At 36.9% G+C, this 13,198-nt stretch carries 16 protein-coding genes; 4 read left to right on the forward strand and 12 right to left on the reverse strand.

Annotation, left to right across the window (positions count from 1 at the left end):
- Positions 1 to 19: 19 nt before the first annotated feature.
- Positions 20 to 496, reverse strand: a complete 477-nt coding sequence (locus CHRYMOREF3P_RS18890; RefSeq protein WP_077414104.1) for a cupin domain-containing protein — start codon at positions 494 to 496, stop codon at positions 20 to 22.
- Between the two features lie 3 nt (positions 497 to 499).
- Positions 500 to 1,489 carry an NADP-dependent oxidoreductase gene (locus CHRYMOREF3P_RS18895; protein ID WP_077414106.1) on the reverse strand — a complete coding sequence of 330 codons (990 nt, stop codon included), beginning with the start codon at positions 1,487 to 1,489 and terminating at the stop codon, positions 500 to 502.
- Between the two features lie 129 nt (positions 1,490 to 1,618).
- On the opposite strand from CHRYMOREF3P_RS18895, the gene CHRYMOREF3P_RS18900 reads away from it, so the two are divergent.
- On the forward strand, positions 1,619 to 1,996 hold the full coding sequence (locus tag CHRYMOREF3P_RS18900; RefSeq protein WP_077414262.1) for a winged helix-turn-helix transcriptional regulator: 378 nt from the start codon (positions 1,619 to 1,621) through the stop codon (positions 1,994 to 1,996).
- 313 nt (positions 1,997 to 2,309) lie between these two features.
- Here the strand turns inward: CHRYMOREF3P_RS18900 and CHRYMOREF3P_RS18905 are convergent, their stop codons facing one another.
- The 4 genes from CHRYMOREF3P_RS18905 to CHRYMOREF3P_RS18920 form a co-directional block, all read right to left on the reverse strand.
- A complete protein-coding gene (locus CHRYMOREF3P_RS18905; protein WP_180565248.1) occupies positions 2,310 to 3,164 on the reverse strand; it encodes a glycine betaine ABC transporter substrate-binding protein in 855 nt (284 codons plus the stop codon).
- Position 3,165: 1 nt separating this feature from the next.
- On the reverse strand, positions 3,166 to 3,993 hold the full coding sequence (locus tag CHRYMOREF3P_RS18910) for an ABC transporter permease (RefSeq protein WP_077414110.1): 828 nt from the start codon (positions 3,991 to 3,993) through the stop codon (positions 3,166 to 3,168).
- A 1-nt stretch (position 3,994) separates the two neighbouring features.
- Positions 3,995 to 5,245: a glycine betaine/L-proline ABC transporter ATP-binding protein gene (locus tag CHRYMOREF3P_RS18915; RefSeq protein WP_077414111.1), complete on the reverse strand. Its 1,251-nt coding sequence runs from the start codon at positions 5,243 to 5,245 to the stop codon at positions 3,995 to 3,997.
- 544 nt (positions 5,246 to 5,789) lie between these two features.
- Positions 5,790 to 6,155 carry a DUF1304 domain-containing protein gene (locus tag CHRYMOREF3P_RS18920; protein ID WP_077414113.1) on the reverse strand — a complete coding sequence of 122 codons (366 nt, stop codon included), beginning with the start codon at positions 6,153 to 6,155 and terminating at the stop codon, positions 5,790 to 5,792.
- Between the two features lie 66 nt (positions 6,156 to 6,221).
- On the opposite strand from CHRYMOREF3P_RS18920, the gene CHRYMOREF3P_RS18925 reads away from it, so the two are divergent.
- The 3 genes from CHRYMOREF3P_RS18925 to CHRYMOREF3P_RS18935 all read left to right on the forward strand — a co-directional run bounded on the left by CHRYMOREF3P_RS18925 (position 6,222) and on the right by CHRYMOREF3P_RS18935 (position 7,740).
- Positions 6,222 to 6,794 (forward strand): Crp/Fnr family transcriptional regulator, encoded by a 573-nt coding sequence (locus CHRYMOREF3P_RS18925; protein WP_180565249.1) that lies wholly within the window; start codon positions 6,222 to 6,224, stop codon positions 6,792 to 6,794.
- A 63-nt stretch (positions 6,795 to 6,857) separates the two neighbouring features.
- A complete protein-coding gene (locus tag CHRYMOREF3P_RS18930; RefSeq protein WP_232539064.1) occupies positions 6,858 to 7,292 on the forward strand; it encodes a DoxX family protein in 435 nt (144 codons plus the stop codon).
- Between the two features lie 4 nt (positions 7,293 to 7,296).
- Positions 7,297 to 7,740: a carboxymuconolactone decarboxylase family protein gene (locus CHRYMOREF3P_RS18935; protein WP_077414119.1), complete on the forward strand. Its 444-nt coding sequence runs from the start codon at positions 7,297 to 7,299 to the stop codon at positions 7,738 to 7,740.
- A gap of 217 nt (positions 7,741 to 7,957) precedes the next feature.
- Here CHRYMOREF3P_RS18935 and CHRYMOREF3P_RS18940 read toward each other — a convergent pair whose 3' ends face one another.
- The 6 genes from CHRYMOREF3P_RS18940 to CHRYMOREF3P_RS18965 form a co-directional block, all read right to left on the reverse strand.
- Positions 7,958 to 8,926: a cyclase family protein gene (locus CHRYMOREF3P_RS18940; protein WP_077414121.1), complete on the reverse strand. Its 969-nt coding sequence runs from the start codon at positions 8,924 to 8,926 to the stop codon at positions 7,958 to 7,960.
- 207 nt (positions 8,927 to 9,133) lie between these two features.
- Positions 9,134 to 10,117 (reverse strand): aldo/keto reductase, encoded by a 984-nt coding sequence (locus tag CHRYMOREF3P_RS18945; protein WP_180565251.1) that lies wholly within the window; start codon positions 10,115 to 10,117, stop codon positions 9,134 to 9,136.
- A gap of 227 nt (positions 10,118 to 10,344) precedes the next feature.
- Entirely contained in the window at positions 10,345 to 11,097 is a 753-nt protein-coding gene (locus tag CHRYMOREF3P_RS18950) for a type 1 glutamine amidotransferase domain-containing protein (RefSeq protein WP_198424139.1), read from the reverse strand.
- 2 nt (positions 11,098 to 11,099) lie between these two features.
- Positions 11,100 to 11,387 carry a putative quinol monooxygenase gene (locus CHRYMOREF3P_RS18955; protein WP_077414125.1) on the reverse strand — a complete coding sequence of 96 codons (288 nt, stop codon included), beginning with the start codon at positions 11,385 to 11,387 and terminating at the stop codon, positions 11,100 to 11,102.
- Between the two features lies 1 nt (position 11,388).
- Positions 11,389 to 12,273, reverse strand: a complete 885-nt coding sequence (locus CHRYMOREF3P_RS18960) for an NAD-dependent epimerase/dehydratase family protein (protein ID WP_077414127.1) — start codon at positions 12,271 to 12,273, stop codon at positions 11,389 to 11,391.
- Positions 12,270 to 12,887 carry an NAD(P)H-dependent oxidoreductase gene (locus CHRYMOREF3P_RS18965; protein WP_180565252.1) on the reverse strand — a complete coding sequence of 206 codons (618 nt, stop codon included), beginning with the start codon at positions 12,885 to 12,887 and terminating at the stop codon, positions 12,270 to 12,272. Before CHRYMOREF3P_RS18965 ends, CHRYMOREF3P_RS18960 begins: the two co-directional genes overlap by 4 nt.
- Positions 12,888 to 13,198 lie beyond the last annotated feature (311 nt).

Genomic DNA, 13,198 nt, shown 5'->3' on the forward strand with positions numbered 1-13,198 from the left:
TTTTAAATAATTAAATCTTTTAATTCTCCCCTTCCGCATCTATCAACACAGCGAGCTGAATACACGGTTCATCAGAACGGTTGCTCCACGCGTGATTGGTGCTTCTTTGAATGACGATGTCTCCCGGTTTCAAAAGCGTTTCACCTTCTTCCATGATGAGGTAGAGTTCACCGGAAAGGATAATGATATAATCCAATGTGGGAGTTTGGTGCATCATCGGATGAGGTTCATTCTTTTTCCATTCAACCCCTAAATCTTTATCAGGAGGAATCACTACATATCGAAAGTAAGTACCGTTTTTGGGAGTTTGTGGAAATCCGGTATTCGGAATTCTGTTTTCAAAGTCCAGGCTTGCCGGTGTTTTCCGGGTATTCCATACATCAGAAATGATCAATCCCGGAAAATGTTCTACTGCGTTTTCTACCTGCTGGTCTTCTATAATAATAGATTTCCCGTTTTTAATTCCTGTTACGATTCGTCTTGGTATTGTGTTCATAGATTAATGTTTCATGATGAGTTTATGACCTTGGGTCTGATTATTTTTTAAAATAGAGTGTGCCTGCAGAACAGTATCCAGAGAAAGATTACCAATTACTTTATGTTGTGGCGGAAGAATTGTTTCGTTCTCAATGAGCTTTTTTATTTCAAGTAAACTGTTTTTATAATATTCATATTTTTTAATCATTCCATAAGTATAATTGGAGATATTCATAATCAAAGTTCCTTTGTTGAACAATGTTTCATGAGCATCTTTAGTGACTAAGGCGGTCACATCCACATAAGTTCCGTTAATTTTTAAAACTTCTGCCGTCACTTCAGACATGTAGTTTCCAACGAGATCAATTCCAAACTCAAAGGGCTGATCGTTATTGGCTTTTAAAATGTTCTCAATAAGATTTTTATCTCTGTAATTAACGATCTGATGGCTTTTTAATCCTAAATTGAGAAGCATCTGCCTGTTTTCTTCACTACCAACAGTTGCGATGACCTGTGGGATATTATGGGCTAATAAAAGTTTGATTAAAAATGAACCAACGCCTCCGGCTGCGCCAGTGATAAGGAGTGTATTCTCCGGGTTTAATTTCAGGCGGTTAAAGATTTGCAGAGAGGTAAGTCCTGCAGAAGGAATGGAAGCCGCCTGCTCAAACGAGATATTTTTTGGTTTAAAAGAAACAATAGCTTCAGGAACGGCAATATATTCTGCATAAGTGCCGTTGCTTCCCATAGAGCCGCTGCCACAATAGACTTCATCACCGATATTGAATTGCGTAACCTCGGGACCTTTGCTGACAATGATTCCGGATAATTCTCTTCCTAATATAGGAGAACTGATCAGTTTTCGTTCAAGCTCATTTTCCAGCATCTGGTAATCAATAGGATTGAAACCACTGGCTTTAATCTGGATTAAAACTTCATGGTCCTTGGGTTGAGGCTGTTCGGTAAAACCATCTTCCAGATTTCCGTTTTTATTCAAAATAACTGCTTTCATAGGTAAGTATTTGTATTTGAGAAATCATGCGATTTCATATTACTGATTTGATACACAAATGTAAAGAGGGAATAGTTTATATTTGCTACTAGTTAACTAATGGTAACTAGTTACCTTGACGAAACTATTATGGCAAAAATTACTAAAAACGGCATCGAAAGAGAAGCAAGCTGTACCGAAGAATTGTTCGCGATGCGGGACAGTCTGGATGTATTGGGAGGAAAATGGAAACTTATGATCTTACGGTATCTTACCAACAGACCGGATCAGATGATTCATTTTAAAAAGCTGGAACGCAGTATTGAAGGAATCTCTGCGAAAATGCTGAGCAAGGAATTAAAAGAACTGGAAACGAACCTTCTGGTCACAAGAACGATTCAGGATACGAAACCTATCACTGTAACGTATGCTGTGACCGAATATGGAAAGTCTGTTTTTCCGGTGACGGAAACATTGGTAAACTGGGGAATACTTCATAGAGAAAAGATCAAGGAATCAATGGGGTAGTTATGAGTTATTGGAAAACGCAAAGACGCAAAGATTTTCCTTTAAACATGCCTTAAGGCGCAAGGATTTTATCTGCGATAAAATTGTATATTCCTAATACTTTATAGGTTATTCCTTGCTGAAAATCTTTGATTTTTCTTGCACCTTAAAGCAGAATATTATTAAATTTCTTTGCGCCTTTGCGATTACTAACACATATTGCTTCATCGGGAAAATATCAAAGAATCTATGAATTCTTCTGAACTATAAATCTCAATAAAAAATCCTCAGACCCGTATAGGATTGAGGATTTTAAATAATACCAAATTGTTTATTAATTTTTATCTAGCCATGACTGTACCAGCTCAGAGTGGTCTTTCACCCATTCTTTGGCGGTGGCTTCTTTATTTTTACTCTGTTCCATTTTCATTAGAAGATCAGACATATTTTCATCATCAAAATGGAGTCTGGAAAAGAATTTGACGAGTTCAGGATGGTCTTTTCCAAAGCTTTTCCTGGAGTAAGTCTTAATCTGTTCTGCTTCACCGAATATCTTTTTGGGATCATCAAGAAACTTAAGCTTCATTTTACCAAACATCCAGTGGGGCTGCCATCCTGTTACCACAATCCATTGTTTACGTTGTATGGCATTTTGTAATTCGGTGATCATGGCAATGGTAGAGGAGTTGATCTGCTGATAATCCAGTTTATAATCGATAATTGCTTTATCTGTTCCGGTTGTTAGTCCAGCTCCTTTTTCAATTCCAATGATTCTGTGACTGAATTCCTCCTTATGCTGATTGAGTTCTTCAATAGAGTTAACAGGAACATATTCCGGAACGACCAATCCTATACGGCCGTTGTTGTAATTGGTGCCAAGATGAGTTAATCCCGGGAATTTAGCAAGTTTTTTAGCGTGAGTGTAAGGAAGCCAGACCCCCATGAAAAGGTCTGTATCTTCATTATTCATAGAAGCCAGAATCATATCTGTTGAAGCTTTTTGAATAATGACATGATAGCCCTGCTGATCTAAAATAGCTTTAGTAACGTGCGTCATGGCAACATCTTCTGCCCAGCCATCTACCATTCCTATGGTAATGTATTTGGAGTTTTTTATATTTTCACACGAATATAATGCAGCAAATACCAACATTAAAACGGGAAAAAACAGATATTTTAATTGTTTCATCTTATTGTTTTTTCTTTACAAATCCCTGGGTAATACGGTCGAGGATAATGGCTAAAATCACAACGGATAATCCACTTTCAAATCCTAATCCGATATCCAGATTATTAATTCCTTCCAATACTTTTTCTCCTAAGCCTCCTGCGGCAATCATTCCTGCGATAACCACCATGGATAAGGATAAAAGTATGGTTTGATTGATCCCGGTTAAAATTGTTTTCATGGCTAAAGGAAGCTCTACTTTAAACAGTATCTGTCGGTTGGTGGCTCCAAAAGCTCTGGCGGCTTCCACAATGTCTTTCGGAACAGCTTCAATTCCCAGTGTTGTTAATCTTACGGCAGGCGGCATCGCAAAAATAATGGTTGCAAAAGCTCCTGGAACCTTACCAATGCTGAAAAACAGTACAGCAGGAATCAGATACACAAATGCCGGCATTGTCTGCATTAAATCCAGTAATGGACGGATAACCTTTGCTGCTATTGCATTTTTAGCTGCCAAAATTCCCAGAGGGATAGAAAGGATAAGAGCTGTAATGGTGGAAACAAATATAAGTGCTAGTGTTTCCATGGTTTCTTTCCATAATCCCATTAAAAATATTAAACTTAGTCCGGCTGCGGTTACTACAGCAATACCTTTTCCTGCTTTCCATAGTGCCAGCAGTGTAAAGAAGAGAATGATTACATAAAAGGGTGTGTTTGTTAAAACCCATTCAATCCCCATAATAGAGGCATTTCCAACGTGTTTTATGACATCAAATACAGGTTTTCCATTTTCTGTGAGCCAATTGATAGCAGTTTCTACATATTGACCTATATCTATAGTTTTATTCATCTTATTGATTGTTTGCGATTTCTTTTAATTCAATGATTTCTTCTTCGTTAAACTTGGTCGCTTCTATGACAAGAGATAACTGAGTGACAAGACCTAAAAATTTATTGTCTTCATCAATTACTGCGATGGCTGATTTACTTCCGGAAATTAACGGCAGCATTTCTTCTACAGTGACTTCAGGATAGACTGAAGGAACATTGCTGTTGATAATTGATTCCACTGTAGGTTCTTTTCTTTTGGCAATTCGGACAACATCGTTAAGGGTTACAAAGCCCAGAAATTTATTTTGAAAATCTACTACAGGTAAGTTTTCTAATCCGGTGGCTCTCATTTTTCTTAATGCCCCTTCCGGACCGTCTTTTCTGAAACGTACTACGGTAGCTTTATCAAACATCAGAGATCTGGCAGTGATAATTGTTTTACGGTCTACTTTCTCTACGAAAGCTTTTACATAGTCGCTGGCAGGATTGGTTAAAATATCTTCTGCAGTTCCTATCTGTTCTATGACTCCATCTTTCATAATGACGATACGGTCTCCGATTTTAATAGCCTCGTCCAGATCGTGGGTAATGAAAACAATGGTTTTTTGCAATGTATTCTGCAGTTCAAGCATCTGATCCTGCATTTCAGATTTTATCAGAGGATCCAGTGCAGAAAAAGCCTCATCCATAAGCAGAACTTCAGGATCGTTTGCCAATGCTCTTGCTAAACCTACTCTCTGCTGCATTCCTCCTGAAAGTTGGGAAGGATACTGGTTTTCAAAACCATTCAATCCTACAATATCCAGGGCTTTCTGTGCTTTTTCATCACGGGAAGCTTTGTCTTCTCCTCTGATTTCCAGGCCGAAACCTGCATTGTCTAAAATAGTATGATGGGGAAGTAATCCGAATTTCTGAAATACCATACTCATTTCCGTTCTTCTTACTTCCAGAAGTTCTTTATTGTTTTTGCCGGTAATATCATCATCATTGATGTATACTTTTCCTGAGGTAGGCTCATTCAGCCTGTTAAGACAGCGCAGCAGCGTAGATTTTCCGCTTCCTGACAATCCCATGATGACAAAAAATTCTCCCTCATAGATTTCAAAACTTGCTTTGTTGATTCCTATGGTGCAGCCTGTTTTTTCAAGAATTTCTTTTTTGGAAAAGCCTTTGTCTAAAAGTTCCTGTGCTTTTTCTTTGTTTTTGCCAAAAATAATAGTCAGATCTTCAACTTTAAGTTTTACTTTTCTACTGTTTTCATTTTTTTCCATATTCAGAATTTTTGAATTAATAAATGATATAAAAAATTGTACACCAATTCATTATATAAGTTTAATCTTTGTTGTTCTGCTGATGACGATAGTGCAAAATAATTTGCAGAGCTTATAGTGATAAAAGCTTTTAACAAAAAAATAAGAGCATACAGACCATTGGGCCTTATGTTTATTTTTAAATATTTCAATTAGATTATACTCTAGAAAAAGAGTGTAGCATGTAAAAAGAGGTTAATCTCTTACATAGATTCTACAATTAAATTACGGATGAGGTAATTACAGATATGTGTACTGAACAACTTGAATTTCTACATCTCATCAAAATGCAGATCAGCATAAAAAACCTGTATATCAATTTTTTATGACGATGCAAATTTACGAATTTTATATTAAATGGATTTTTTTGGACGTAAGAAGCTGGTTTTAAGTCTGGTTATGGAAGGTGATATGTAGAGTGATTTTTCTCTTACCATTAAAGATAAGAGCGTATTGATATGGTAAAGATCTCGAAGGTGATCTTTCCAAATATGAGCTATGAAAATTACTTTAGTAAAACAGCAGTAATTGCCAATATTGCGGGTAGTGCCTGTACAAAGAATATTTTTTTTGTGGCAGAAATCGCTCCGTAAATTCCAGCTACCGCTACACATCCTAAAAAGAATAGTGCCACATTGGTCTGCCATTGCGGATCTTTGATCAAAAACGACCAAATCAGTCCGGCAGCCAGAAAACCATTGTAGAGCCCCTGATTGGCGGCTAGTCCCTTGGTAGGTTTAAACATTTCTGCAGGCAAAGCTGCTTTAAAGACTTCTTTTCCTTTTGTTTCCCAGGCAAACATTTCCATCCACAGAATGTAGATATGTTCTATTGCGACTAAGGCGATCAAAATTTTTGCAACGATGTCCATGATTTATTGTTTTTTGGAATTGTAAAACTAAAAAAATAAAGTTAAGTTTGATTACTAAATATTACAATGGAAACTTTCAAGGCACATTTAGATAAATTCATTACGATCACCGACGAGGAGTTTACTTCTATCATTTCTTTTTTTCAGGTTTTAAAAGTGAAAAAGAAAGAAAATCTGATGCTGGAAGGTGATATCTGTAAATTTAAATATTTCGTTGTGGAAGGATGCCTGAGAAAGTTTTTTGTGAACGAAAAAGGGGTAGAACAAACCACAGAATTTGCTATAGAAAACTGGTGGATGTCTGATACTTTTGCTTTTGAAAAACAGATGAAGTCAGACTTTAATATTCAGTCTGTAGAGAATTCTAAAATTTTAGTTATTGATTTTCAGTCTCAGGAACTTTTACTGGAAAAGCATCCCGTTATGGAACGTTATTTCAGAATGGTCTACCAAACGGCTTATGCTGCCGCTGAAAAAAGAATCCGTTATATTTATGAGATGACGAAAGAAGAATATTATGTACATTTCAGCACGTTGTATCCTTGGTTTATACAGAGAATTCCGCAATATTTAATTGCTTCCTTTTTAGGATTTACCCCAGAATATTTAAGTGAAATCAGGGCAAAGTTACGATCTTAAACCAGTTTAAGATTTTTACGGATCAAAAGCCGGAAATTTGTCATGTTATTAAAAGCCAATACAATGACAGATACCAAAAATCGATTTCCGCAGTTATTTTTAAGACTTGCTCTTGCTGTAACCATGCTTTCTGCAGTGGCAGACCGATTTGGATGGTGGAGTAAAGAAAATTCATCATGGGGAAATATGGAGAGTTTTAAAGAATATACAAGACAGCTGACATTTTTTCTTCCGGAAACAATGAGTACGTTCTCAGCGTATGCCGCTACTTTCTTTGAGATCCTATTTCCATTGATGCTGATTGCAGGGTTTAAAACCAGAATTGCAGCGTATGGAAGCAGTATTCTGCTGTTGGTTTTTGCCATATCCATGACCATTGCTTCAGGACCTAAAGCTCCACTCAACTATTCTGTATGGGTAGGAAGTGCCGCAGCTCTTTTATTGGCGGTTCAGCAGCAATATTCTTTAAGTATAGATCAATTAACCAAAAAAAAATAATATAATGAGCGCAAGATTAAATATTGCAACAGTAGATTCAGCAGCTTACAAAGCGATGATGGGATTAGAAGGATATTTACAGACAACTTCTTTAACTCACATTCAGAAAGAATTAATTAAAATCAGGGCTTCACAGATTAATAAATGTGCTTTTTGCCTTGATATGCACACAAAAGATGCCATTAAATATGGTGAAACACCTCAGAGAATCTTCATTCTAAACGGATGGACGGAGGCAAAAGAATTTTTCACAGAAGAAGAGCAGGTGCTTTTGAAGATGACAGAGGAAATTACACTGATTAGCCAAAATGGATTAACAGAAGAAACGTTCCAAAAGGCGAAATCATTCTTTGATGACAGCCAGATTTCTCAGATTATTATGGCGATTGTAACCATCAATGCATGGAACAGAATTGCAATAAGCACGCATCTTCCGGTTGCAAAATAATGAAGTAATGAAGCAGGAAGATGGATGCTCATGAAGCCTGCATAATTTACGGATGTTTACTTTTTATAAAAACGGCCTTTCAATTTTGAAAGGCCGTTTTCTGTAAGATTCAAAGCAACAATGTAATAGGGCTGTGGTATTAATTCTAAAAATAAATTCTAAGGTTAGCTTTATTTTTTTAACCGGAATTACTTTGTTACTCTGTTTTTTAAAGAAATTAATAAATAGCCACAGGATTCACATTCACCTGAGTAGAGCCTACGTATAAAGGCTGTCCCAATACGAATAAAAATTCCCAGACTTTTTGCTTCACTAAAGGTCGGCTGTCGATCAGTTCCAGATTATAAATTCCCTTTTTAGCCAGCATAAACTGGTTGATGGGAAATTCTTCTTTACTTTTCGGATTAGGATAGACTTCAGAAGCCCAGGTGTCACCACCAAAAGCTACGATTCCCTGATCGGCAAGCCATTTTGCAGCATCCATTCCGATTCCCGGTTCAGTTTCTAAGAATTGTTGATTGTTTTTACCGATCAATTCAAGCCATCCGGTATTGAAAAGAATGATATCACCTTTTCTCAGGGTAAGGCCCTGTTTCTTTAAAACAGATTTGATATCTTCTACCGTAAATTCTGTTCCTCCGGGTACTATTGATTTTCCATAATGAGCGGTCATATCAAGGACTACACCACGGGTTACGAAAGGAGGGACTTTTTCAACTCCCAGTTTTTTTACGCCTTCCACAGTCACAAAGTCTGTTGCTTTATTTCCGTTGTAGTAAATATTGTCAATACCGATGTGTCCGATACCGTTCAGCTGGGTTCCCACTCCGGTCCATCCGTTTACAAGCTCATCATTGAATGTAAATTTATTGGGACCTATGCTTTTTCCACCCTGTTCTCCGGGCTGGATATTATATAAATTGAAGCTTCTGTGTCTGAAAGCCGGAAGTTTTTTGTCAATAGGAACTGCAAGAGCTAAGGTTTTACCCTGTTTTACCAGTCCCAGAGCCTGTTTTACAACTTCAGGAGTCAATAAATTAGCAGCTCCTATTTCGTCCTGCGCTCCGTAAGAAGAAGGAAACCATGATTTATCTTCCGGATTGACAAGTGTCTGAGCATTGAATGTAATGCTGTTAAGAGTCAATAGGGTTGCTAACCCGAATATTTTAATCAGATTATTTTTCATTTTTATGAGGTATGAGAGTTAAAGGGAAGAAGTTGGAAGCTGGAAGAGGGAAGTTTTATTAGTGTATTGATAATCAGTAGGCTTTTATTGCGTTTTTCTGCATGTGACAAAGAGATTTCTCCTTCGTCGGAATGACAATTGAAGTTAAATTGTAAACCAATCTATTGGTTATCCGGCATCAATAACTTCTATCTTCCAGCTTTTGTATTAAATTTCGCTCAAAGCTGAATTGATGATGTTCAATTCTTCCTGAGAAAGGTCAATAGACATAGCTTTTGCATTTTCGATGGCTTGTTGTGCGTTTCTTGCTCCTGCCAGTACTACTGTAATTGCCGGCTGCAGTGTAGTCCATCTTAATACCAGTTGAGAAAGGCTGGCACCTTTTTCCTGCGCAATAGGTTCAATTTTTTCTAAGAAAGTTTTCACTTTATTCAAATCAAACTGCGAGAAATATCCGTTTCTGTGGTCGTTATCTTTTAATTGGGTTTCTTTAAAATATTTACCGGTTAAAAGACCTCTTTCCATTGGGCTGTATACGATAATTCCTGAATTGTTTTCCAAAGAATAGGGAACAAGGTCGTTTTCAATGGCACGGTTCAGCATACTGTAAGAAACCTGGTTGCTGGCAAGCTTTAAAGTTCTGTTAGCTTCTTTCATTTGAGCTACACTATAGTTGCTTACCCCTGCAGTACGGATTTTTCCCTGCTGGATTAATAATTCCATAGCTTCCATTGTCTCACCGATAGGAGTGGTGCTGTCCGGCCAGTGAAGCTGTAAAAGGTCAATATAATCTGTCCCTAATCTTTGTAAGCTTTCCTCAACTTCTTTGATGATGTTTTCTTTGGAAGCTAATTTATATACGGGAATTACTTTTCCTTCGTCTTCAGCATCAAAGAAAAATTCTCCTTTTCCGTTATTGCTTCCGTCCCAGACCAATCCGAATTTTGTTAAAAGCTGAATTTTTGAACGGTCTTTTCCTTTGATTGCTTCACCAATCATTTCTTCACTCAATCCGAAACCGTAGAAAGGTGCCGTGTCGATAGAAGTTACTCCATGATCCAATGATGCATGTATAGAGTTGATAGAGTCCTGCTTTTCATTTCCTCCCCACATATTTCCTCCGATAGCAAAAGCTCCGTGTGTGATTGCTGATAATTCTAGATCTGTATTTCCTAATTTTCTGTATTCCATTTTGTTTTAAAATTGTTATATGTAAACCACCCCGTCAAAAATTCTTTGAATTTTCGCCACCCCTCCAGTGGAGGGGAATTCTCGATGTTTCAATTGTAGTATTCGTGAAAATCGGAGATTTTCAAAAACTTAAGTGTTCTTATCAACAGCCTGTATCATAACTTTATTTACTTAAGTATTTAAAACTTTTGTGACTTTTGTGGTAAAATTATTTGCTATTTATTTATTTATTTATTTAATTCTTTTAAAATAGCTTCTCCAACTCTCTTTGCAGATTGAGGATTCTGTCCTGTGATCACTCTTTGATCTGCAACTACATGGTTCTGCCAAAGCCCTGATTTTTCAAATTGTGCTCCTCTTTCTTTCAGCTTGTTTTCTAATAGGAAAGGAACTACATCTGTTAATTTTACTTCAGCTTCCTCTTCGTTAGTGAAAGCATTGATTTTTTTTCCGTCTACAAGATATTTCCCGTTATTCAGTTTGATATTTACCAATCCTGCCGGACCATGACATACTCCTGCCACAATACCTCCGTTTTCGTAGATTTTTGAAGCGATATCTGCCAGGTCTTTATTGTCTGCAAAATCCCACATGGCTCCATGTCCTCCTGCATAAAAGATGGTTGAATACTCTTTCGGGTTTACCTGAGAGGGTGTCATAGAATGGTCAATTTTGTTCTTGTACTCCTTGTTTTCCCAGAATTCTTTGTTTACAGGATCTTTCAAATCGAATCCGTCTACCGGAGGAGTTCCGCCTTTCGGACTTACAAAGTCAATTTCATATCCTGCATTGTGAAGAACTTCCCATGGATGAGAAACTTCACCCAGATAATATCCTGTATCTTCACCAGTACTGCCTTTTTTATCGTGGCTGGTTACGACGAATAAGATTTTCTTTTTCATATTTTTTGATTTTTTAGTTTGTGCCTGAGCGAATCCTATCGTGAAGATCGCCAGCATTAAAAACGCTAATTTTTTCATTATTAAATGATATTGGTAATATAAATCTGTGGTTTTTCCTGAAGCTTTTCATCTACCAATGCCCCGAAAGCCTGAATATAAGGCTGTTGATTGTGCTGATCCAGTCCCTCTTTACTTTTCCAGATTTCATAGAAAACAAATTCGTTTTTGTCTTCAATTCCCTGATGGAGGCTGTAAAGCTCACATGGTTCTTCTTTTCTTGTCTCTTTTACCATATTCTGAAGAACTTCCAATACCTCTGGCTGATGTTCTTCTTTGGCTTTTATAATTGCTGTAAGATGAATTTTCATATTAAATAAAATTTTCAATTGAGTTATAGATAGGTTTCCATTCCAGTTCTGTTCTGGCTTTGTCTGCATTACATCTGCTGTTGGATGCAAAGCCGAAGTAGCCGCCTGCAGGACCGAAATTGTCAACAGCGTCCTGTATACTTAAAGATTGGGCTGGTTCCAGGTTGTATTTTTTACTGATAACTCCGGCAATGTTTTTTAAAGATGAAGCACCATTTTCTGCATAATAGATAGAGCCTTCTTTCGCTTTCTCCAAGGCCAGTACATAAAGATCTGCCAAATCTTCAATATGTAAGTTGGACCAGATATTTTCACCTTCTCCAAAATAAACACCGTGGCCTTTTTTCTGAGAAAAATTAACCAAAGCCGGAATCTGGATACTGTCTTTTTTTATACCAAGACCTTCTCCATAAACCATAGTAGGAACAATAACGATACTTCTTATCCCTTTTTGAACGGACTGAAGAACATAATTGTTAATGAGAACCCTTGATGCCATTTCCAGTCTTGGAGTCAGAGGGAAATCTTCAGTATACACAAAATCACTTCTTTTACCATTTTCTTTACCTCCGAAAATAGCAGATCCGGAAGTAAATATGAATGTTTTATGGCTTCCTTCCATTGCTTTGATAAAATTATCCACAGCATAAGCATCATCCGCAGAATCAGCATTATGGATTACTGCATCAACGCCGGCAACGGCTGTTTTTATTAAATCTTCATTGTGGATATTCCCAATAATGGTTTTGATGCCCAACGATTCCAGTTCCTGTACATGAGCTTCGTTACGAACTAATCCGGTTACTTCATAATTTCTGTCAAGCAGTTTTTTAGCGATAGTACCTCCTATATAGCCGGTAATACCTGTTATCAATATTTTTTTCATGATACTAATTCTGGTTTTAATTCTTTTTCAAATACATTTCTTACATGTTCTCTGTAAAGCTTCATATCACGCTCTATATTAGCATTTTTCTCCACATCATGGAAGTGAAAACTTTCCATTTTCTCCAGCGAAACAAAGGCATTCATTCTATGGAAACCAAATAATGGTCCATCATCTACACTTGTTTCACTGAAAAATTCTCCGGGAAGTGTAAAAGCTGTTGCAGGAGCGTTCCAGCTGGTAGTCAGCATATATTTTCTGCCACCAAGCATTCCTCCCGTACCATAGTTGATTTCAGGATTCTCAGCCTTTCTTCCATCACTCATATAAATTCCTTTTGCATGACCTGCTGTGAAAACTTCATCAATATATCTTTTTAATCCGTTCGGAAGCTGAAACCACCAGATTGGAGTATGGTAAATAATGTAATCTGCCCAGACAAACTTTTGCACTTCTTCATGTTTATCATAATTTTCACTTACATTGGTGATCTTCACTTCTACATTATCAAATTCTTTAAGGGCTGCTAATGTATTTTCTGCAATAGTCTGATTATATTTTCCTCCGGAATGTCCGAAATTCTGTCCTCCGTTGATGATTAGTACTTTTTTCATTTTTTTATGATTGTTTAAATTTTACTCTGCAAAGTTAGGATGGATGTTTGTATAATAAAAATAATATAAATTATAGTAAAGTATTATTAAAATTATAGTTGAATTGGTTCAGGATTTTTGGTTTAAGTTGAAGGTCGAGAGTGAATGGTGAATAGTCAACCCGCTTCACTTGTGAATTTTTATGAGTATGCCAATTCACCATTGACTTTGCGCAGCAAAAATTGACCATTGACGGCACTAATGGTAAAATGTCATATCATATCTGAACTGAAATTCCTTTCTGTCATGTAAATTTGTTTAACAAATTGAAG

Origin of the sequence: Chryseobacterium sp. JV274 (genome assembly GCF_903969135.1) — a bacterium.
Taxonomy (GTDB): domain Bacteria; phylum Bacteroidota; class Bacteroidia; order Flavobacteriales; family Weeksellaceae; genus Chryseobacterium.

What these genes read in the sequence shown, in the direction of transcription:
- CHRYMOREF3P_RS18925 (WP_180565249.1), top strand. Translation starts at nt 6,222, where the DNA reads ATGGAAACTTTCAAGGCACATTTAGATAAATTCATTACGATCACCGAC.
- CHRYMOREF3P_RS18910 (WP_077414110.1), bottom strand. Translation starts at nt 3,993, where the DNA reads ATGAATAAAACTATAGATATAGGTCAATATGTAGAAACTGCTATCAAT.
- CHRYMOREF3P_RS18890 (WP_077414104.1), bottom strand. Translation starts at nt 496, where the DNA reads ATGAACACAATACCAAGACGAATCGTAACAGGAATTAAAAACGGGAAA.
- CHRYMOREF3P_RS18960 (WP_077414127.1), bottom strand. Translation starts at nt 12,273, where the DNA reads ATGAAAAAAATATTGATAACAGGTATTACCGGCTATATAGGAGGTACT.
- CHRYMOREF3P_RS18920 (WP_077414113.1), bottom strand. Translation starts at nt 6,155, where the DNA reads ATGGACATCGTTGCAAAAATTTTGATCGCCTTAGTCGCAATAGAACAT.
- CHRYMOREF3P_RS18965 (WP_180565252.1), bottom strand. Translation starts at nt 12,887, where the DNA reads ATGAAAAAAGTACTAATCATCAACGGAGGACAGAATTTCGGACATTCC.
- CHRYMOREF3P_RS18950 (WP_198424139.1), bottom strand. Translation starts at nt 11,097, where the DNA reads ATGAAAAAATTAGCGTTTTTAATGCTGGCGATCTTCACGATAGGATTC.
- CHRYMOREF3P_RS18955 (WP_077414125.1), bottom strand. Translation starts at nt 11,387, where the DNA reads ATGAAAATTCATCTTACAGCAATTATAAAAGCCAAAGAAGAACATCAG.
- CHRYMOREF3P_RS18905 (WP_180565248.1), bottom strand. Translation starts at nt 3,164, where the DNA reads ATGAAACAATTAAAATATCTGTTTTTTCCCGTTTTAATGTTGGTATTT.
- CHRYMOREF3P_RS18900 (WP_077414262.1), top strand. Translation starts at nt 1,619, where the DNA reads ATGGCAAAAATTACTAAAAACGGCATCGAAAGAGAAGCAAGCTGTACC.
- CHRYMOREF3P_RS18915 (WP_077414111.1), bottom strand. Translation starts at nt 5,245, where the DNA reads ATGGAAAAAAATGAAAACAGTAGAAAAGTAAAACTTAAAGTTGAAGAT.
- CHRYMOREF3P_RS18895 (WP_077414106.1), bottom strand. Translation starts at nt 1,489, where the DNA reads ATGAAAGCAGTTATTTTGAATAAAAACGGAAATCTGGAAGATGGTTTT.
- CHRYMOREF3P_RS18945 (WP_180565251.1), bottom strand. Translation starts at nt 10,117, where the DNA reads ATGGAATACAGAAAATTAGGAAATACAGATCTAGAATTATCAGCAATC.
- CHRYMOREF3P_RS18930 (WP_232539064.1), top strand. Translation starts at nt 6,858, where the DNA reads ATGACAGATACCAAAAATCGATTTCCGCAGTTATTTTTAAGACTTGCT.
- CHRYMOREF3P_RS18935 (WP_077414119.1), top strand. Translation starts at nt 7,297, where the DNA reads ATGAGCGCAAGATTAAATATTGCAACAGTAGATTCAGCAGCTTACAAA.
- CHRYMOREF3P_RS18940 (WP_077414121.1), bottom strand. Translation starts at nt 8,926, where the DNA reads ATGAAAAATAATCTGATTAAAATATTCGGGTTAGCAACCCTATTGACT.